Annotated in this window: 13 protein-coding genes; 10 read left to right on the top strand and 3 right to left on the bottom strand. The window is 57.1% G+C overall.

Annotated elements, in window-relative coordinates; all coding sequences use genetic code 11:
* Window positions 1-48: 48 nt before the first annotated feature.
* Both V9K67_RS11985 and V9K67_RS11980 read left to right on the top strand, forming a co-directional pair.
* Window positions 49-897: an outer membrane beta-barrel protein gene (locus tag V9K67_RS11985; protein WP_336722712.1), complete on the top strand. Its 849-nt coding sequence runs from the start codon at window positions 49-51 to the stop codon at window positions 895-897.
* 140 nt (window positions 898-1037) lie between these two features.
* Window positions 1038-1616, top strand: a complete 579-nt coding sequence (locus V9K67_RS11980; protein WP_336722711.1) for a L,D-transpeptidase family protein — start codon at window positions 1038-1040, stop codon at window positions 1614-1616.
* 185 nt (window positions 1617-1801) lie between these two features.
* Here the strand turns inward: V9K67_RS11980 and acs are convergent, their stop codons facing one another.
* Window positions 1802-3715: an acetate--CoA ligase gene (acs, locus tag V9K67_RS11975; protein WP_336722710.1), complete on the bottom strand. Its 1914-nt coding sequence runs from the start codon at window positions 3713-3715 to the stop codon at window positions 1802-1804.
* Window positions 3716-3924: 209 nt separating this feature from the next.
* Window positions 3925-4563, bottom strand: a complete 639-nt coding sequence (locus V9K67_RS11970) for an acetate uptake transporter (RefSeq protein WP_336722708.1) — start codon at window positions 4561-4563, stop codon at window positions 3925-3927.
* A gap of 268 nt (window positions 4564-4831) precedes the next feature.
* Between V9K67_RS11970 and V9K67_RS11965 the strand changes: the two genes are divergently transcribed.
* The 5 genes from V9K67_RS11965 (at window position 4832) to gldA (ending at window position 9281) form a co-directional block, all read left to right on the top strand.
* Window positions 4832-5173, top strand: coding sequence for a hypothetical protein (locus tag V9K67_RS11965; RefSeq protein WP_336722706.1), 342 nt, complete (start codon window positions 4832-4834; stop codon window positions 5171-5173).
* A gap of 367 nt (window positions 5174-5540) precedes the next feature.
* Window positions 5541-7166, top strand: coding sequence for a SulP family inorganic anion transporter (locus V9K67_RS11960; protein ID WP_336722704.1), 1626 nt, complete (start codon window positions 5541-5543; stop codon window positions 7164-7166).
* Window positions 7167-7325: 159 nt separating this feature from the next.
* Window positions 7326-7964, top strand: a complete 639-nt coding sequence (locus V9K67_RS11955; protein WP_336722702.1) for a carbonic anhydrase — start codon at window positions 7326-7328, stop codon at window positions 7962-7964.
* A 15-nt stretch (window positions 7965-7979) separates the two neighbouring features.
* Window positions 7980-8246, top strand: a complete 267-nt coding sequence (locus tag V9K67_RS11950) for a TFIIB-type zinc ribbon-containing protein (RefSeq protein WP_336722700.1) — start codon at window positions 7980-7982, stop codon at window positions 8244-8246.
* 129 nt (window positions 8247-8375) lie between these two features.
* Window positions 8376-9281: a gliding motility-associated ABC transporter ATP-binding subunit GldA gene (gene gldA / locus V9K67_RS11945; RefSeq protein ID WP_336722697.1), complete on the top strand. Its 906-nt coding sequence runs from the start codon at window positions 8376-8378 to the stop codon at window positions 9279-9281.
* A 112-nt stretch (window positions 9282-9393) separates the two neighbouring features.
* On the opposite strand, the gene V9K67_RS11940 is transcribed toward gldA, so the two are convergent.
* Window positions 9394-9942 carry a dihydrofolate reductase family protein gene (locus V9K67_RS11940; RefSeq protein WP_336722696.1) on the bottom strand — a complete coding sequence of 183 codons (549 nt, stop codon included), beginning with the start codon at window positions 9940-9942 and terminating at the stop codon, window positions 9394-9396.
* Between the two features lie 202 nt (window positions 9943-10144).
* Between V9K67_RS11940 and V9K67_RS11935 the strand changes: the two genes are divergently transcribed.
* From V9K67_RS11935 to V9K67_RS11925, 3 genes are all read left to right on the top strand, one after another.
* Window positions 10145-10282 (top strand): hypothetical protein, encoded by a 138-nt coding sequence (locus V9K67_RS11935; RefSeq protein WP_336722695.1) that lies wholly within the window; start codon window positions 10145-10147, stop codon window positions 10280-10282.
* 199 nt (window positions 10283-10481) lie between these two features.
* Window positions 10482-16889 carry a pectinesterase family protein gene (locus V9K67_RS11930; RefSeq protein WP_336722693.1) on the top strand — a complete coding sequence of 2136 codons (6408 nt, stop codon included), beginning with the start codon at window positions 10482-10484 and terminating at the stop codon, window positions 16887-16889.
* Window positions 16890-17433: 544 nt separating this feature from the next.
* Window positions 17434-20043, top strand: a complete 2610-nt coding sequence (locus tag V9K67_RS11925) for a MopE-related protein (protein WP_336722692.1) — start codon at window positions 17434-17436, stop codon at window positions 20041-20043.
* The last annotated feature ends 43 nt before the right edge of the window (window positions 20044-20086 follow it).

Below are 20086 nucleotides of genomic sequence, written 5' to 3'. Positions count from 1 at the left end.
ACCGGTCTCCGGATATAGTAACTCATCAAGAACCATAAGAAGAACAAAATGAAAAAACTACTCATGACCGCAGGGGCATTGGTCGTGTGCCTGGCCTCTTTTGCCCAGGCCGACAGTACCCAAAGTAAAAAGGACACCACCATCGTACGGGAAGAAAGCGACACCATCCGCATTGGCGGGACCATTATTATCAAAAAAAGGTCCACCACGGAGAAAAAAGAGGTGCACGTAATGACGCATAAGAAAAAACGCTCCGGCGGGCCGAGCACCAGCTGGCTGGCGGTGGACCTGGGGTTTGCCAACTTCAGGGAACGCAGCAATTATGCGGCCGCCGCCGCCCAGGGAATGGTGCAGCCGGGGCTGACCAAGGACAACCTGGACCTGCGTACCGGCAAGTCGGTCAACGTGAACGTCTGGCTGTTTTTCCAGCGGCTGCCGCTGGTGAAGAAGGTAGTCAACCTGAAGTATGGCCTGGGCGTGGAGCTGAATAATTACCGCTTCGACAACGAAACCGTGGCCTTCCGGAAAAACCCCACCTTCATTGCCCTGGACAACAGTTACCAGGATGTCCGGAAAAACAAGCTGGCGGCCGATTACGTGACGGTGCCCATGATGCTGAACTTCAACCTTACGCCCCGGATGAAGTACGGCTTTGGCTTCAGCGGGGGGCTCAGCGCCGGCTACCTGTATTCCTCGCGGCAAAAGATCAAGAACAACGACGGCGGCAAATTCAAGGTGCGGGATGATTTCGACCTCCGCCGCTGGAAGCTGGCGTATGTGGGAGAGCTGAACCTGGGACCCGCCCGCCTGTACGGCTCTTATGCCCTGAAAAATATGTGGGAGAAAGGCCTCGACCAGCGGCCGTATACCGTTGGCATCCGGCTCAGCCACTTCTGATAAATATTTTCAAAAACTAACCCTGCTTTGGCAGGGTTTTTTCGGCAACTAACGATGCGTTAAATCCTTGCCTGTGGAAGTAATAAATGGAATTTGTGGGCGTTTGAAATTATAACTTTATAAATTCTCAAGCCAATAATATGAAATCCGCCATTTTTCTTTCCACGCTGCTGTCAGGGATCGGTTTACTTTCCCTGCCGTCTATGCATACTGCCGAAACCACTCATCTTTCGGCCTATAAGGTCAGTGCAGCCAAAAGAACCGCGGCCGGGCCTGCAGCTCCCATCAGGATCATCATCGACAAGTCGGATTACGAGCTAAGCGTTTACGACGCCCAGGGCTGGTATGCCACGTACCCCGTGGTCTTTGGCAACAACACCCTGGCCGACAAAAAGATGGAAGGCGACAAAAACACGCCTGAGGGCACGTTCAAGATCATTGCCAAGCGGCCGCACAATAAGTGGGACCGCTACCTGGCCCTGAATTATCCTACGCCCGAATGCATCCAGAAGTTCAACGCGCGCAAGCAGCGCGGCGAAGTGCCCCCGAACGCCCGGCCGGGCAGCGCCATCGGCATCCACGGTACCTTCCTGCACGAGGACTTTGTCGTGGACCGTTACAAGAACTGGACAGACGGCTGCATCTCCTTGAAACGCAGCGATGTGGAAGAAATCTACAGCTACGCCCCGGTGGGAACGCAAGTGATTATCAGGAGATAAGGAATTGGTTCATTGGTTCATTTGGATATTAGGGTAAGGGAAGAGCGTTTATTCATAACAGCATATAAAAAGGAAGCGGTCTGTGAAAACACAGACCGCTTCCTTTTTATATGGTTGAGCGAAAGGGTTCTTTCTGCCGAAAACCCTAATACCCCCATTAACTAATGAACCAATTCCTCCTGTCCCTAGAGCTTGCCTTCGGCAATCTCCGTCACTACATTCGGATCCAGCAGGGTAGTGGTGTCGCCCAGGTTGTTGTTTTCTCCTTCGGCGATCTTGCGCAGGATACGGCGCATGATCTTGCCGCTGCGGGTCTTGGGCAGGCCGCTGACGAACTGGATCTTGTCGGGCTTGGCGATGGGGCCGATGATGCGGCTGACCGTTTGCAGGATGTCCAGGCGGGTCAGGTCGACGTTCTCGAGGTTGCCGTTGAATACTACATAGGCATAGATGCCCTGGCCCTTGATCTGGTGCGGGTAGCCTACCACGGCGCTTTCCACCACGCCCAGGTGCATGTTGAGGGCGTTTTCCACTTCGGCGGTGCCAATGCGGTGGCCGCTCACGTTCAGCACATCGTCCACGCGGCCGGTGATGCGGTAGTTGCCTTTCTCGTCGCGGAGGGCGCCGTCGCCGGTAAAGTAGAGGCCCGGGTAAGTAGAGAAATAATTCAGGCGGCAACGCTCATGGTCGCCGTAGGTGGTGCGCAGGATGCCCGGCCAGGGAGCTTTGATGCACAGGTTGCCCGAAGCCGGGTTGCCGGTCACTTCCTTGCCGTTCTCATCCACCAGGATAGGGGCCACGCCCGGCAGGGGCAGGGTGGCATGTGCCGGGAGCGCCGGGGTCACACCTGCCAGGTTGGAGATCAGCACGCCGCCGGTTTCGGTCTGCCACCACGTGTCCACGATCGGGCAGCGCTTCTTGCCTACGTGCTCGTCGTACCAGTGCCAGGCTTCCTCGTTGATGGGCTCACCCACGCTGCCCAGCACCCGCAGCGACGACAGGTCCTTGCCCTGGAACGGCTCCAGTCCAAAGCCCATCAGCGAACGGATGGCGGTGGGGGCGGTATACAGGATATTGACCTGGTGCTTGTCCACGATCTCCCAGAAACGGCCGGCATCGGGCCAGGTGGGCACGCCTTCAAACATCAGCGTGGTGCCGCCGGCAGCCAGCGGGCCGTAAACAATATAGCTGTGGCCGGTGATCCAGCCGATATCGGCGGTACAGAAGTGGATATCGCCGGGCTGGTACTGGAATACGTTTACAAAGGAATAAGCCGTATACACCAGGTAGCCGGCGCAGGTATGCACCACGCCCTTGGGCTTGCCGGTGGAGCCGGAGGTGTACAGGATAAACAGCGTGTCTTCGGCATCCATTTCCTCGGCCGGGCTTTCGTGCAGGCCCAGGGTTTCCACTTTTTTGATCTCGTCTTCCCACCACACATCGCGGCCCTTGATCATGCTCACGGGGGTGCGGGTGCGGGTGCAGACGATCACTCTTTTTACAAAGGGGCAGGAGATGAGGGCGTCGTCGATGACTTTTTTCAGCGGTATGTCTTTAGCGCCGCGGTAGGCGCCGTCGCAGGTAACGATGAATTCGGCCTTGGCATCCTGCAGGCGGTCGGCGATGCTGGTAGAGCTGAAGCCGCCGAAGATCACGGAATGCACGGCGCCGATGCGGGCACAGGCCAGCACGGCAATAGCCAGCTCGGGGATCATGCCCATGTAGATGCACACCCGGTCGCCTTTTCGCACGCCGTTGTTCTTCAGTACGTTGGCAAACTGGCACACCTTGGTGTGCAGGTCTTTATACGTCAGCACCCGGTGGTGCTCCTCGGGGTCGTTGGGTTCCCAGATGATGGCCGGCTGGTTGGCTTTGTCGGCCAGGTGGCGGTCGAGGCAGTTTTCAGTGATGTTGAGCTTCCCGTTCTGGAACCATTTGATGTTGGGTTCGGTGAAGTTCCAGTCCAGGACCTTGTCCCATTTCTTGCGCCACTGGAAGTTTTCGGCTATTTCGCCCCAGAATTCTTCGGGCTGGTCAACGCTCTTCCGGTAAACTTCCTGGTACTGCTCCAGGGATTTGATTTGATAGGGATATGACATTGTGCGAATCGTTTAAAAAAACAAGATATATTAAGTGAAGCCATAAACTTAGGAAACAAACCTTTATTAACGGTTAAATTTTCCCTATTTAAAACAAAATGCAGCCTATTCGCAACAAAATTTGCCCTTATGCCGGCCATTAAGTAAAAAGGCCTGTGCCGGGGACGTCCCCGGGCACAGGCCTTTTCTATAAATATGGAATAAAGGGTTTATTGTTCGTGCAACATGGAGAACTTCTTCAGCTCGGCCTTGGTCATTTTTTGTTCCACGGGGCCCAGCGGCAGGATGGTGCGGCCGTAGACCTCGTTAAGCACCTGGGCGGCACCGGTGTACAGGGCGGAAGCGCCGCAGACGATGCCTTCAAAGCCGGTGAACTGTTTCAGCGCCGCATTGCCGGTGGCATCGCCCAGGGCCAACAGGAAGAACAGCAGCGTCAGGCTGGCGAAAACGAATTGCAGGGCCCGGCTGATCCGGAAGGTGCCGACCAGCAGGATAGCGGTAAAGATGCCCCACATGACCAGGTAGGCGATCATGGCATTATTGGAAGAGGGTGCCACCCATCCCAGCTTTGGCAGTACCAGCAGTCCCACCAGGGTCAGCCAGAAAAAGCCGTAGGAGATAAAGGCGGTCATGCCAAAAGTGTTGTTTTTCTTCGATTCCAGGATGCCGGCCACGATCTGGGCCAGGCCGCCGTAAAAGATACCCATGGCAAAGATCATGGAGTTCATTTCAAAGAAGCCCGCATTGTGCAGGTTCAGCAGGATAGTGGTCATGCCAAAGCCGAAAAGGCCTAAAGGGGCAGGATTAGCGGAAGTGTCTTTAATAGCAAAAGCATTCGTTTGATTCATATGGAGAACAATTTAGGAGCCTGAAGATAAGCATGAAATTCATGCAATCCCATCAGTATTAGGTTCGGAAGGCAATTTTGCCCGGTGAAAACATGATTTTTTTTCGTCAACCTCCCTTTAGCGCTGCCGGCAGCCGCAGCGCTCGGGGGTAACCGCCCTGTACCGGCCGCTGCCGTTAGATTGTTGATTAAATTAATATGTTATGAAAAAGTAATTTTTTCATAAGGCATCTTTTTCTACGGGACAAAAGTTATTTTCGCAACAATAAATGAAAGGATCGCTTTCCATACAAAAAATAGCATCAGCTATTTTCTTAATGTTTCTGTTGGCCTGGCTGACAGTAAGCACGCCCTTCATTTATAGCAGCCAGCAGATAAAAAAAGAACTGGCCAAAAAGCAGTGTGAGAAGGTGAACTGCGATGATCCGATTTCCCGGACAACCGAAGAAAAGGCCGAGTCGGGCATCAACACCTTATCGGAATACCTGCATGAGCATGGGGTGCCCGAGCGCGGCATGACGATGCTCATCGTCCGGTATTTCAAGTGCCACCCTGCCGACCTTTATTTTGCGTTCCATCCCGAACTGCTATCCCCCCCTCCCGAGGCCTAAGGCCTTGCTGTGCGTTTAACGGTACAGCAGGCATCTTTCCATCGTTTTTGCCGTCTCCGGACTCGTTCCGTTGGGGGAAACCCCAGGCGCCGCATCGTGCATGACCAGGCTGCAGCAAGCGATCCTTATTCCTTTCCATCAGCGTTTTTTACCGGTGCTCCCGGGTGCTGCAGGTTTCCTGTATCCCCTGAGGTTCCGGCGCGTCCTGGATTCCTGGGCAAGCTTCGCCCTTTACGAACCCAGCGTGCCCGGCCCCCAGGTTACGGACAGGTGCCGGTACATCCAAGTCTTCCTTCTTCCGGGAAGGGCGGCGGGAGCGCCAAATCCGATCAATACCTTACTTAATTAACTGTTCAAAAAATTTCTTATGAAGAAGGCTAACAATCCTTTGCTGAATCTCAAATCCGACTTTCCCTCGTCTATTGTTGTATTCCTGGTAGCCCTGCCGCTTTGCCTGGGTGTGGCCCTGGCCTCTAATGCGCCCCTGTTCAGCGGCATCATCGCCGGTATTGTGGGCGGTATCGTTATCGGTTCGCTGAGCGGATCGCAATTAAGCGTGAGCGGCCCGGCTGCCGGCCTGACGGCTATCGTGGCTGTGGCCATTGGCAAGATGCCCGCTTTTGAGGCCTTCCTGTTATCGGTATTTATTTGCGGTATTTTCCAGGTGATCCTGGGCTTTTTGAAGGCCGGCATCATCGGCGATTATATTCCCAACAGCGTTATCAAAGGCATGCTGGCCGCCATCGGCCTGATCCTTATCCTGAAGCAGATCCCGCACCTGGTGGGCTTCAACAGCTCGTTCGAGGGCGACGAAAGCTTCAAGGAAGCCGGTAACCAGAATACCTTTTCCAGCCTGGGCAATGCCCTGCGCCACATTACCCCGGTAGCCGTGCTGATCGGCGGCCTGTCCCTGGGTCTGCATATCATCTGGGATAAGTTTACCGCCAAGCGCAAAGGGTTCATCAAACTGGTACCCGCCCCGCTGCTGATCGTGCTGCTGGGTGTTGGCATCAACGAGTATTTCAAAAGCCAGGGCAGTGCCTACAGCATCAACCCCGAGCATATGGTGAACATCCCGGTAGCCAACAGCGCCGGCGAATTTTTCTCCTTCTTTACCTTCCCCGACTGGAGCCAGGTATTGAACAAAGAGGTGTGGATCACCGCAGTGACCCTGGCCCTGGTCGCCAGCCTGGAAACCCTGCTGAGCATTGAGGCCATCGACGACCTGGACCCCTACCAGCGCGTGACCAACAAGGAACGGGAGCTGAAAGCCCAGGGTATGGGCAACATGCTGTCCGGCCTGATCGGCGGTCTGCCCGTTACCAGTGTGATCGTGCGTTCCTCGGCCAACGTGAATTCCGGTGCCCAGTCGCGCATGTCCACCATCATGCACGGCATGCTGCTGCTGCTCTGCGTGGCCTTTATCCCCGTCATCCTGAACCTGATTCCCAAGGCAGCCCTGGCCGCCATCCTGATCTATACCGGCTACAAGCTGGCCAAGCCCTCGCTGTTCAAGATGTATTACAAAAAAGGCTGGGACCAGTTCCTGCCCTTCGTGATCACTATTGTGGCCATCCTGTTCACCGACCTGCTGAAAGGGGTGATGGTAGGTATGGTTGTCGGCATCTTCTTCGTGCTGCGCAGCAACTTCCGCACGGCCGTATTCATCGTGAACGACCTGAACACCTACCTGTTCCGCCTGCGCAAGGATGTATCGTTCCTGAATAAGCCCATCATTAAAAATAAGCTGGAGCAGGTGCCCGAGAACTCCTACGTGCTCATTGACGCCAGCCGCGCCGACTTCATCGACAAGGACGTGATCGACGTGATCGAGGACTTCATGATCCATGCACCGCTGAAGAACATCCGCGTGGAGCTAAAAAAAAGTTCGTCTAAAGTGCAGGGCTTCAGTGACATGCTGGACGTAAAAGCCAAAGACAACCACCACCTTATCCGCCAGCCGGAAACGACGCTGGCCGAAGTGGAGGACTAGACAATAAGTTCCAAAGTTCACAAGTTCCTCAGTTCATTTCCAAACCTGGCAGGTTGCTCAAACCTGTCAGGTTTTTCCATGTGGCAGACCAATTGACTATTGATTCTTGACGATTCACGGCAGACGAATAAATTTGTTTCACCAATCAACTAAAGCGCCATGTTATCTTACGAAAAATTATTACTGGAGAATAAAGCCTGGGCGGCCGAAAAGATAGCCGATGACCCCGAGTACTTCAACCGGCTGGCGGAAATTCAAACCCCCGAGTTTTTATGGATCGGCTGCAGCGACAGCCGCGTGCCCGCCAACGAAATTACCGGCACCCAGCCCGGCGAGATCTTCGTGCACCGCAACATTGCCAACCTGGTGGTGAATACCGATGTCAACCTGTTCAGTGTGTTGGATTATGCCGTTACCCACCTGAAAGTAAAGCACGTGATCGTATGCGGCCACTACGGCTGCGGCGGGGTAAAGGCCGCCTGCACCAAGCGCGACTTCAAGCCGGTGCTGAACATGTGGCTGCGCAACATCAAGGATGTGTACCGCATCCACCGCGACGAACTGGACGCCCTCGCGGACGAAGAGGCGAAAGTGAACCGCCTGGTAGAGCTGAACGTGAAAGAGCAGGTGCTGAACCTGGCCAAGACCTCGGTGATCCAGCGGGCCTGGCAGAACGACCAGCGTCCCGACCTGCACGGTTGGGTGTACGGCCTGAAAAACGGCATCATCAAGCCGGTGTTTGAATTAAAGGCGGGCTCCCACGTGATCGATCCTTTATTCGAATACGATAATTTGTAAATAAAACCTTTGCGTATGAAGTGCCCAAACTGTAACGAAGACCTGGTAATGTCGGAACGGCAGGGAGTGGAGATCGATTACTGTCCCCATTGCCGGGGCGTTTGGCTGGACCGGGGCGAGCTGGACAAGATCATTGAGCGTTCCGCCACCTACCGGAAGGACGACAACTACCGGAAGGATGATAAGTATTATGGCCGGCCTTCTGAAGGCGGATACCATGATCCGCATAATCCCCATAAGAAGAAAAAAGGCTTTTTATCTGATTTTTTTGATTTCGATTAAGACAAAACCGGCTTCTGGCCGGTTTTGCCGTTTTCGGGGGAAAGCAGGGAATTGCTTACTTTGTGCGCCGGGCCTCCAAGCGTACGCCCAACCACAAACTATAAACTACAAACCACAAACTTTTCGGACGTGTCTATTGAAGTAAAAGAGCTGACCAAGATCTACGGAGCGCAGCGGGCGGTGGATGGTATTTCCTTCGGGGTATCGAAAGGCGAGATCGTTGGTTTTCTGGGGCCGAACGGGGCCGGTAAATCCACGACCATGAAGATGATCACCGGTTACCTGGAGCCCGACGGCGGCCAGGTCAGCGTCAGCGGCATCGACGTGCGGACGCACCCCCTGGAAGCCAAAAGGAAGATCGGCTACCTGCCCGAATCCAACGCCCTGTACTACGACATGTACGTGCGGGAATACCTGCAGTTTGTGGCCGATATGCACCAGGTGCGGGGGAAGACAGCGGCGGTAGCCCGGGTGATCGGGCTGACGGGCCTGACGCCTGAAAGCTCCAAAAAGATCGGCCAGCTTTCCAAGGGCTATAAGCAGCGTGTGGGCCTGGCGGCCGCCCTGCTGCACGAGCCCGAAGTGCTCATCCTCGACGAGCCCACCAGCGGCCTCGACCCGAACCAGATCGTGGAGATCCGCCAGGTGATCAAGGAGCAGGGCCAGGAGCGGCTGGTGCTGTTTTCCTCCCATATTCTGCAGGAAGTGGAAGCCATTTGCGACCGGGTGATCATCATCAACAAGGGCCGGATCGTGGCCGATGACCGGCTGACCAACCTGCAGCGGCGCAGCCGCTCGCAGGCGGTGAAAGTAGCGTTCCGGGAGGCCCTGGAAACCGAGTGGCTGCGGCGCCTGCCCGGCGTGCAGCAGGTGACCAAGCTGGATACTTTTACCTGGAACCTGGAGACCACCGACCCGGAAACCGTGCGGAAAGAGATTTTGCGCATGGCCCTGGAGCACAACCTTAATATCGTTTCCCTGCAAAACCAGGGGGAAAGCCTGGAAGAGGTCTTCCGGTCGCTGACGAAAATGTAAAATATGGAGGAAGGCATGCAATCGGTTCCAAAATAGGGGTTCAGCATCAAGGGCTATTACTGTACCCGGAGGAGAGGTTTCCATCCTTATTTTATATTTTACATTCTATATTTTACATTTTCTTCTGGTACCACAGCTGTACCAGGCCGGAGGGGTAGGTGATACTTCGTTTGAGCGCGAGGGTTTGTTCGGGCCGGTTGTCGTGAAACAGGCGGATGCCGCTGCCCACCAGGTGCGGGATAACGGAAATGATCAACTGGTCGATCAGGGAGTGACGCAGCAGCTCGGACACGATTTCACCGCCGCCATCGCAATAAATGTTTTTTCCCTCCTGTGCCTTCAGGCCCCCGATCAGCTCTTGCAGGGAGCCGTTGTAGAATTCTACAAAACCCTCCGTTCCGCTCCGGCTGCGGGAAAGCACATAACACTTTTTATCCTTATGCGGGAAGTCGACACCCATGGATAGCACCTTGTCGTAGGTGCGCCGGCCCCAGATCAGCGTGTCTACCGTCGTCTGGAAGTCGGCATAACCGTAATCCTCACCTGCGTATTCTACTGTTGAAAGAAAGTCGATGTTGTCGCCTTCGGCTGCGATATATCCGTCCAGGCTCATGGCGATATAAAGCACCACTTCCCGCTGCGGTTTTTTGTTTGCTTCCATTTTTCGTGCGGGCCCTGGTTCGAAAGCCCGGGGAAAGCTACGAATTACCGGGCGTATTCAATTGCCGGCAACGTTTCCGGCAACGATTGCGTAAATAAATCGGTTGCATAAAAAAGGCAGCGCCCGTTTTCCTGTTAATATTGTTCAGCCTTTCGATCCGAAGGGCTGTTTTTAGATTGCTTGTATCAAACTTCATTGCCGTATGAAAAGAATTCTACACTTTCTTTTTCATTATTCTTATCTGTCCCGGCCACTGGTAGTGGCGCCGGTCATGAAGGTGACGCCTTCCCGTTTGCCCGTTTTACAGGGCGGCGTGCCGCTACGCGGGCCGGCTGTTTAATCCTTTTCTTTTTCTATGGGCGTACCGGGTTGCCGGTGCGAGCGTTCCTGTGTGGTAGTTTTCCCCGGTGCGGCAGTTCCTGTCCTGCCCCGAAGAGAGCCGGACGCGGTATGCCCGTAACCTTCTTCCGTACCTGCTTTTGCTGATTTGATTCCTTTTCATAATCAATCCGTTCAAAAACCAAACGCATCTACTCTGTATGTTTTCCAAAACCACTAAGCAATTGTTGAACAGCCTGTTTGTATGGCTGGGTCTGTTTGCTGCCGCCGGCGCGGGCGCCCAGCCTGCCTTCCCCGGGGCAGAAGGCGCCGGCATGTACACGACGGGCGGCAGGGGTACGGCCGCGACGCCGACCACCGTTTTCGAGGTTACCAACCTCAATGATGACAACCAACCCGGGAGCCTGCGCTATGCCCTTTCGGCAACAGCCACCCACCGGACGGTGGTGTTCCGCGTTTCGGGCACCATTCACCTGACTTCCCGGCTCGTTATCCGGGCCAACACTACCATAGCGGGCCAGACCGCTCCCGGCGACGGCATCTGTGTAGCCGACCACCCGGTGGCCATCAGCGGCGACAACGTCATCGTCCGCTACATGCGCTTCCGCCTGGGCGACCGCTACCAGAACAAAGGCATGGTGGACGGCTCGGGCGGCGACGATGCCTTCGGCGCCCTGGGCGCCAGCAACATCCTGATCGACCACTGCTCCGTCAGCTGGAGCGCCGACGAAGCCCTGACCATCTACCGCGGCGACAACCTCACCATCCAGTGGTGCATGATCTACGAACCGCTGAACTACTCCTACCACTTCGAAGAAGGCGGTACCGATTACCAGCAGCACGGCTACGGCGGCATCTGGGGCGCTAAACGCGGCTCCTTCCACCACAACCTCATCGCCCACGTCCGCAACCGGGCGCCCCGCTTCTCGGGCATCTCCACCTACTCTCCCAATACCGTAGGCGTGGAGAACGTGGACTTCCGCAACAACGTGCTCTACAACTGGGGCATCAACAACGTGTACGGCGGAGATGGCGGCAATTACAACATGGTGAACAATTTTTACAAATATGGTCCCAATACCAGCAGCGGCGTGCGCTACCGCATCTGTAACCCCAGCTACGGGGAAACCACTCCTTATGGAAAATGGTATGTAGCCGGGAACCATGTGGACGGCTCCGCCACCAATACCGCCGACAACTGGGCGGGTGGCGTTAACCCCCAGGGCGGGACCGGCGATATCGCCACGGTCAAAGCCTCCGTTCCGTTCAACCTGGGCTATACCGTGAGCACCCAGCCTGCCCTGGAGGCCTATGAATCCGTATTACAGGGCGCCGGCTGCTCCCTGCCTGCCCGCGATACGCTGGACCAGCGCATCGTCGGCAACGTACGCAACCGCACCGGCCGCATCATCGACGTGCAGGGGGGCTATCCCCACGGTACGCCTTATGCGCAAACCGTGAATGCCTGGCCCACCCTGGCATCCATGGCCGCTCCTGCCGATAACGACCACGACGGCATGGCCGACAGCTGGGAAAGCGCCAACGGCCTCAACCCGGCTGATGCTTCCGATCGCAGCGGCCTGGCCGCCAACGGCTACACCCACCTGGAAAACTACCTCAACAGCCTGACCAATGTTGCTGCAAGCACCGACCCGGCTATTTATGCCGCCGGCTCGTTCAGCGCGTTTGCGCAAACCGTAGGCGCCGCTTCCGCGGCCCAGAGCTTTTCGGTTTCCGGCGCCAACCTCACCGGTGCGGTAACCTTGACGGCTCCTGCCAGCTACCAGCTTTCGCTGGACGGCACTGCCTGGGCCGGCAGCGTGACGCTGACCCCCGATGCCGGCCTGCTGGCCGCCACTCCGGTTAGTGTGCGCCTGAATGCTTCGGCCGCAGGCCCCTATTCCGGGAACATCGTGCTTTCGGGCGGCGGTGCCTCTTCGGTGAGCCTGCCGGTGAGCGGCACGGCGGCGAACCCCGTACCCGTGGGTAGCAGTGTGCCCATCGGCGCCTTCCCCGACGTGGACGGCGGCTTTGAAAAACAGACCACCGGTTCGTATGCTACCGTGACGTCGCATACCTCCACCACGGCCTGGGAGGCTTCTTCCGGTTTCCAGATCGTGGCCAGCGGTGCCCGCACCGGCTCGAAGGTGATGCACTGGAACGGCGCTTCTTCCAGCGTCAAGTACCTGGTAGCCCCGGTACTGACGGCGCCTACCCTGCAGCCGGCCACCAGCTATGTCGTCCAGTTCTGGTATAAAAAGCCGGCCATTGCCGGCAATTCCACCAGCCTGGCGCTGAGCGGCTACAACAGTATTATCGGCAGCCTGAGCGGCGGCGGCGGCACTACCACCACCCAACGCGACGTCATCGTGCACAGCACGGCGCTGGACTGGACGCTGTTCCGCGGCGTTATGACCACCCAGAACGTAGCGGCTACCAGCACCTATCCCGGCATTAAAGTGGAAAACCCCCAGTCGCCCTTCTTCGACGTGGACGACTACGTGATCTATCCCGGCAACAGCTTTGACGTTACCGCTCCCGAGGCGGCTGTTTCCCTGCAAACCGCGGGTAACGGCAGCAATGCCATCGCGGTAAGCTGGACGGCTCCGGCCACCGGCGTGGACGGCGGCGGCTACGTGGTGGTGCGCAGCACTTCCGCAACGGCTCCCGTGCCCAACGCCAACGGCGTATACATAGCCGGCAACAGCATGGGCTCCGGCTACACCGTAGTGTATACCGGCACGACGCCCGGCTTTACCGATAACGGCAGCACGGCAGCAGTAGCGGCCGGCACCGTATATTATTATTATGTCTTCACGGCCGACAAGGCGTTCAACTATTCGGCTCCCGTATCCATGATGGGATCGGTTTCCGGTTCGTTCCCCGCGGCCACCCCGGCGCTGAACATCAGCGGTACCCTGGGCGCCTTTGCCCAGGACCTCGGCACGCCTTCGGCCGCCAGGACCTTCAGCCTTTCGGCCAGCAACCTCCAGGGTGACCTGACCCTGACGGCCCCTGCCGGCTTTGAACTGTCCGAAGACGACAATACCTGGAGCAACTCCCTGGTGCTGGCGCCTGCCGACGGCAGCCTGGAGGCGACCGTATTCGTACGGCTGAACGCCTCCGCCCCCGGTTCGTATTCGGGCAACATCTCGCTGGCCGGTACCGGCCTGACTACCGCCACCGTAGCGGTCAGCGGCACCTCGGCCCAAAGCCAGCCCACCGTGTTGAACGCTACCGGCAGCCTGGGCAGCTTTGCCCAAACCTCCGGCACGCCTTCCGCCGCCCAAACCTTTACGGTATCGGGCAGCAACCTGGCCGGCAACGTGACGGTAACCCCGCCGGCGAACTTCCAGCTGTCGGCTAACGGCACCACCTGGAGCGCAGCGCCGCTGACCCTGTGGCCCACCGGCGGCACCCTCGACGCTACTACCGTTAGTGTGCGCCTGAACGCCCCCGGCGCCGGCTCGTTTGCCGGTGATATCAGCGTGGCCGCCCCCGGCGCCACCACTACCACGGTGCCCGTCAGCGGCATGACCACCAACCCTGTCGTGTTCAACCCCGCCAGTGCCAACGCCGTCGTAGCGCTGGATGGCAGCGGCCACTATACCTCCATCCAGGCGGCGATCAATGCGGCCCCGTCCAACAGCACCACTCCTTATATCATTTATATAAAGAAGGGCAAGTACCGCGAAAAGATCTCGATCAACAAGCCCTTCATCCAGCTGATCGGTGAAAGCGTGGGCAACACCATCATCAGCTGGGACGACTATTCGGGCAAGGCCATGCCGGGCGGCGGTACCTACGGTACCAACAACTCCGGTACGCTGACGCTCAACTCCTCGGCCAACGACTTTTTCATGCTGAACATCACCGTGGAAAACGCGTCGGGTTATGTGGGCGACGGTCCCCAGGCCCTGGCCATTTACATCGCTTCCGACCGCGTCGTGTTCAAGAACTGCCGCTTCATCAGCGGCCAGGACACCGTATGGCACAACGGCGACGGCAAGCGCCACTATTTCAAGAACTGTTATATCGACGGCAATACCGACTTTATCTTCGGCGCTTCCATTGCCGTATTCGACTCCTGCATGATCCACCCCCGCGACCGCGTCGACGGCAGCAGCGGCGGTTATGTAACGGCGGCCAACACGCCTGCCGGCCAGGCCTACGGCGAAGTGTTCCGCGACTGTATCCTGACGAAGAACCGCGGCGTAACCTTCTATTCGCTGGGACGTCCCTGGCAGAATGATGGCGGCTCTACCGACAAGAAGCACAACAAGACCGTGTTCCTGAACTCGGTGATGGGCTCGTCCATCAACGCTACCGGCTGGTCGGCCTGGGATGCAGGCACCGATGTGTCGCTGATCACCTATGCCGAATACAAGACGAAGAAGTTCGACGGCACGCTGGCCGATGTCAGCAAGCGCCTTTCCTGGTCCAAACAACTGACCGACGAACAGGCGGCCGCTTACTACAACAATGCCAACCTGTTCGGTACCTGGGATCCCTGTTCCGTATCGCCTTATGTATGTTACAGCTCGGCCCCGGCCATAGCCGTATCGAACATCCGGGCGAAGAAGGGAACCTCCTCCACGCCTTCCACCATCAGCTGGAACCTCAGCTGGCCGCTGCCCGGCGTGGCGTACGAGCTGTACCGCAGCTCCGACAAGGTGACCTTCAGCAAGGTCAACGACCAAACGTCGGCCGTAGACTCCATCGTAGCCTTCAGCTACCAGGATGCCGTACCCGCTGCCGGCGTTACCTATTATTATTACGTACAGGCTTCCAAGGGCGGCTTTGCCACCCATACCTCCGACACGGTAGTGGTTTCCAGCACACCGACGCTGGTGGTCAGCGGATCGCTGGCCAACTTCAAGCAAGGGGTGGGGCTTCCTTCCGCCGCACAGGCCTTTTCGGTATCGGGAACCAACCTGCTGGGCAACGTGACCCTCACCGCTCCGGCGCCCTACGAGCTGTCGGCCAATAACGGCACCACCTGGTACAACAGTGCCAGCCCGCTGGTGCTGACCGCCTCCAGCAATACCCTGGCCGCCACCACCGTGCTGGTACGGCTCAACGGCACATCTGTCGGCACCTATGCCGGTACCATCACCCTGGCCAGCGGCGGTGCTATTCCCGCCCAGGGCCAGCTGGCCGTGAACGGAACGGTGCAAACCGATCCCCTGCCGCTGCCCGGCGTGGTGCTGCAGCAATGGCTGCTGACCGCGGGCAATGGGGACAATGCCGCTGTTCGCTCCGCGGCCCTGAAGCCCACGACCCCGGTGCTCAACCGCCTGGCGCTGTCCAACGGGTTGACCAACAACGGGGCAACCCTGGCGCCCTACAGCGCCACCTTCGGGCAGGCGTTCGCCGCCAGCGCCGATGGCATGTGGATCAGCACCACACCGGTATTCGGACCGGGTGGCAACCTGAACCGCAGTCACTACCAGCAGTTTACCGTTGCCGCCACTCAGGGCTACTCGGTACGGGTGGATTCGCTGGTGCTGAATACCGCCTTCTACGGCTCTTCCAGCAATACCAAGCTGGCCGTGGTGTATTCCAAATCCGGCTTCACCAAGGATTCCGCCAATGTTACCGGCGGGCTGGACAACACCGGCGTAGCTATGCTGAGCACCGCCAACGGTGGCTTTACCACTCCTGTGCTGCTGGCCAACCAAACCGGCGGACCGGCAAATAAATACGCCTTTGCGCTCAATGGCGAAAACGGCATCACGGTGGCGGCAGGCGACAGCCTCACCATCCGCCTGTACTACAGTTGCGGCTCCACCAGCGCCGGCCGCTATGCGATGATGAAGGACGTGAACGTAAAAGGCCTGGCCGCCCGGCTGCCCCTGCGCCTGCAGGTACAGCACGTGGACGGCGATGGCGGCCAAACGGCGAACAACAACATGCGTCCTTACCTGAAGATCGTGAACCTGGACACGGTTCCCGTTCCCTTCAGCGAGCTGACCGCCCGTTACTGGTTTACTGCCGAAAACGCCTCTTCGGTTATTGCCAACATCGACTGGGCGAAGATGGGCACTGCCAACGTGAAGGCGCGTTATGTAGCCCTGGCGACACCGCTGCAAGGCGCTACCGGCTATGTGGAATACAGTTTCGACGCTGCTGCCGGCCTGCTGAAGGCGGGCGCCAACTCCGGCGAGATCTTTTCCAAGGTTTATAACAGCAACTGGAAGGCCCTCAACGAGCTGAATGACTACTCCTATTCCGCCAACAGCGCCTACACCCCCAATAGCAAGATCACCCTGTACCACAACGGGCAGCTGGTCTGGGGGGTAGCGCCGGTTGCAGCAGGGGTAGTATCGGGCGCCCGTATAGGCGTGCCGGGAGAAGAGGCCTCCGCCTTTACGCTCAGCGCCGCTCCGAACCCTTCCGCTACCCGGTTTACCCTGGTCATGGGCGGCGGTTCCGGCCAGCCGCTCACCCTCCGGGTGTTTGATTTGGCTGGCCGCCTGGTGGAAGCCAAGGCTGGACTGGCGCCGAACCAGACGCTGCAGCTGGGTGGCGACTACCGCCCGGGTGCCTACCTGGTAGAAGTGATCCAGGGCAGTGAGCGCCGGATCATGAAGCTGGTGAAACAGTGATCCATTGGAATGGATACTTTATAAAAAAGGCGGCACCCCGGTGCCGCCTTTTGTTTTGCCGCCCTCGTGCCAGCGGGCAGGGCGGGAAATTGCCGCGAACGTTAAAAAAAAGTTGTAATTCAATGCCTTTAATGTATGAAATTGATGAGTATTGTTCTTATCTTGTGAGTGCCGCAATTTTGGGGTTTTTCCGTAGGGAATTTACTAGTGCCCCCTCAATCAGCGCTGTTTTCTCTTGTTGCTAACCGAACCAAAAACTTGTTTATGGAAAAAAAATTACCCTTTTCTTCCTTCGGATGGGTACATGAGGCCCATTTAGGTTTCTGGTCGCGTTAAACCTGCTTCCAAACGGTTTTTTTTCCATCTTCTACAACACCATTTTCTGTAGCCGGGTAATTTACCCGAAGAACGACCATAGCCAATATCCTGTACGGATGCCGTTTCCCGGACGCTTGAATACTCGGGTGGCCGCTTTACCGAAAGCTGCCCGGATTCCTTCCTGAAGAAACATCTATTCAATTATAATCTAAACCGTGATCGTGGTATGTTTTCAATCAGCAGAAAATTGACCGCTGGATTGCTGGCGGTGTGGTGTATGTTCTTTAGCTCCGTAGTGCAGGCACAACAACCTGACTTTTCGGCAAACCAGGCCGTGGGCTTCGGTTTATCCGGTTTTGCCCCGGGTGAAGGAAGCGCTATTCCCGCGCCTGCCATACAGTTCGAAACCCCTTCTCTTGTTTATAATGGCAAAACACAGGCGCCTTCGGCCTATGCCTATGGCGCCGGGGGTACGGACGACACACTTTCGCCGGGGCTTGGCTTTAGCTATGAAGGGATTAACGGAACGCTATATCCGAAATCCGCCAAGGCGCCGGTCAACGCCGGCGAATACCGGGTGGTGGCCGTTTTCACCGGAAACAGTGATTATAAAGCCTATAGCGATTCCTCGGATTTTACTATTAACCGCCGAGAAATTATCGTGCGTCCCAATGCCACCTCGAAGTATTATGGCGATCCTGATCCCAGGTTCACTTGGGCCGTTGTGGCAGGAAGCCTGGTGGCAGGGGATGAGATAACCGGGGAGCTTTCACGGGTGGAGGGAGAAGACGTCGGTGCCTATGACATTGAGCAGGGGGAGCTTACCGCCGGCCCTAACTATGAGCTGATCTATGATTTCGACGTGCTGCGTATCCGCACCGTCAAGCTGACCGTTACTGCTGCCAACCGGACCAAAGATTGTGGCAGCCTGCTGCAGCTGGGCACCACCGCGTTTACCGCTACAGGACTGAAGTTTGATGATACCATAACCGGTGTCAAGTTGACCAGCGAAGGTGCTGCCGCGGACAAAGCCCCCGGTATATACGATATATTACTCAGCGAGATCAAAGGAGTGGACCTGAATAATTACAGCCTGTCTGTTGCCAGGGGAAAGCTGGTCGTCAGCGATGCATCGGGACCTGTTCCTTCGCGCTCCCTGTTGCCCGATACGACGATCCTGGTCAACGAGCAGTTGCAGGCGCCTGCCGCTGTCGATGCCTGTGTCGGTCGCATTACCGGAGCCGCGGATTCCCTCAGCTTTCCGGCAACGGGCATCCGCCTGGTTACCTGGCGTTTCAACGATGGTAATGGTAATACTACTACCCAGACGCAAAAGGTGACGGTAAAACAAATTTTCTACCGGGATGTGGACAAGGATGGTTACGGCAATGGCAAATACTTTATTTCGGCGCTTGCTCCTACCAATACCTATATCGCCACTACTCCCGGTGATCCCAACGACGGCAATAATACGGTTTACCCGGGTGCGCCCGAGCTGTGCGATGCCCTGGACAACGACTGTAACGGCATCATCGATGATGGCCTGGTGGTGAAAACCTGGTACAAGGATGTGGACAAGGATGGTTACGGCAGCATCCGCTACCCGTTTGTCTCCTGTATGGCTCCTGCCGGCTATGTAGCCGACAGTACGGATTGCCACGATGGCAACAATACCATTTACCCGGGAGCGCCGGAACTCTGCGACGCCCTGGACAACGATTGTAACGGCAAGGTGGATGATGGCCTGATCGTGAAGACCTGGTACAAGGATGGGGATAGGGATGGCTATGGTACCACCCGGTACCGCTTTGTGTCCTGTGCGGCTCCCGCAGGCTATGTGGCGGACAGCACCGACTGCAATGATGCCAGCAAAACCGTTTACCCCGGTGCTCCGGAACTCTGCGACGCCCTGGACAACGATTGTAACGGTATCGTCGATGACGGCTCCGCGGTGAAAGTCTGGTACAAGGATGCCGATAAGGACGGTTATGGTACGACCCGCTACCGTTATGTCTCCTGTGTGGCACCTGCCGGTTATGTAGCGGACAGTACCGACTGCAACGATGCCAGCAAAACCGTTTACCCGGGAGCGCCGGAACTCTGCGACGCCCTGGACAACGACTGCAACGGCATCATCGATGATGGTTTCGCGGTGCAAGCCTGGTACAAGGATGTGGACAAGGACGGCTATGGCAGCATCAAGTACCGCATTGTGTCCTGTATGGCACCTGCCGGTTACGTGGCCGACAGCACGGATTGCAATGATGGCAACAATACCGTTTACCCCGGTGCTCCGGAACTCTGCGACGCCCTGGACAACGATTGTAACGGCAAGGTGGATGATGGCCTGATCGTGAAAACCTGGTATAAGGATGGGGATAAGGATGGTTATGGTACCACCAGATATCGTTTTGTGTCCTGTGCGCCTCCGGCCGGTTATGTGGCCGACAGCACCGATTGCAACGACAATAGCAGAAACGTCAACCCGGCGGCGCCGGAAGTGCCCAACGGCATCGACGATAACTGCAATGCAGTAAAAGATGAAAGCATCGCTTCCCTCAGAGCGGCGGACAGGGCGGAACCAATGGATACGCCCCTGGAAGCCATTGCCGCGCCGAATCCTTCCGTGAATGCCTTTACCTTGAATATCAGGGGAAGCAGTTTCGGGCCGCTGCAGATAAGAGTGGTCAATGAGGTAGGAGCCGTGGTGGAAATACGGACGAACGTGGCGCCGAACACCACCCTGACGCTGGGAGGCAGCTACCGCCCGGGCGTATACCTGGCAGAGATCGTACAGGGAGGAAAGCGGACCCTCGTGAAGCTGGTAAAACAATAACTCAGTCCTGATCTATCCAGCCATAACAAGGCGGCACACCGGT

The organism is Huijunlia imazamoxiresistens, assembly GCF_037132455.1.
In the GTDB taxonomy this organism is placed as follows: Bacteria; Bacteroidota; Bacteroidia; order Chitinophagales; family Chitinophagaceae; genus Flavisolibacter; species Flavisolibacter imazamoxiresistens.
This window is presented reverse-complemented; position numbering and strand designations above follow the sequence as displayed.

Bases quoted from the DNA above. Each gene is read 5' to 3' on its own strand.
- V9K67_RS11985 (WP_336722712.1), top strand. From the start codon at position 49: ATGAAAAAACTACTCATGACCGCAGGGGCATTGGTCGTGTGCCTGGCC.
- V9K67_RS11980 (WP_336722711.1), top strand. From the start codon at position 1,038: ATGAAATCCGCCATTTTTCTTTCCACGCTGCTGTCAGGGATCGGTTTA.
- acs (WP_336722710.1), bottom strand. From the start codon at position 3,715: ATGTCATATCCCTATCAAATCAAATCCCTGGAGCAGTACCAGGAAGTT.
- V9K67_RS11970 (WP_336722708.1), bottom strand. From the start codon at position 4,563: ATGAATCAAACGAATGCTTTTGCTATTAAAGACACTTCCGCTAATCCT.
- V9K67_RS11965 (WP_336722706.1), top strand. From the start codon at position 4,832: ATGAAAGGATCGCTTTCCATACAAAAAATAGCATCAGCTATTTTCTTA.
- V9K67_RS11960 (WP_336722704.1), top strand. From the start codon at position 5,541: ATGAAGAAGGCTAACAATCCTTTGCTGAATCTCAAATCCGACTTTCCC.
- V9K67_RS11955 (WP_336722702.1), top strand. From the start codon at position 7,326: ATGTTATCTTACGAAAAATTATTACTGGAGAATAAAGCCTGGGCGGCC.
- V9K67_RS11950 (WP_336722700.1), top strand. From the start codon at position 7,980: ATGAAGTGCCCAAACTGTAACGAAGACCTGGTAATGTCGGAACGGCAG.
- V9K67_RS11940 (WP_336722696.1), bottom strand. From the start codon at position 9,942: ATGGAAGCAAACAAAAAACCGCAGCGGGAAGTGGTGCTTTATATCGCC.
- V9K67_RS11935 (WP_336722695.1), top strand. From the start codon at position 10,145: ATGAAAAGAATTCTACACTTTCTTTTTCATTATTCTTATCTGTCCCGG.
- V9K67_RS11930 (WP_336722693.1), top strand. From the start codon at position 10,482: ATGTTTTCCAAAACCACTAAGCAATTGTTGAACAGCCTGTTTGTATGG.
- V9K67_RS11925 (WP_336722692.1), top strand. From the start codon at position 17,434: ATGTTTTCAATCAGCAGAAAATTGACCGCTGGATTGCTGGCGGTGTGG.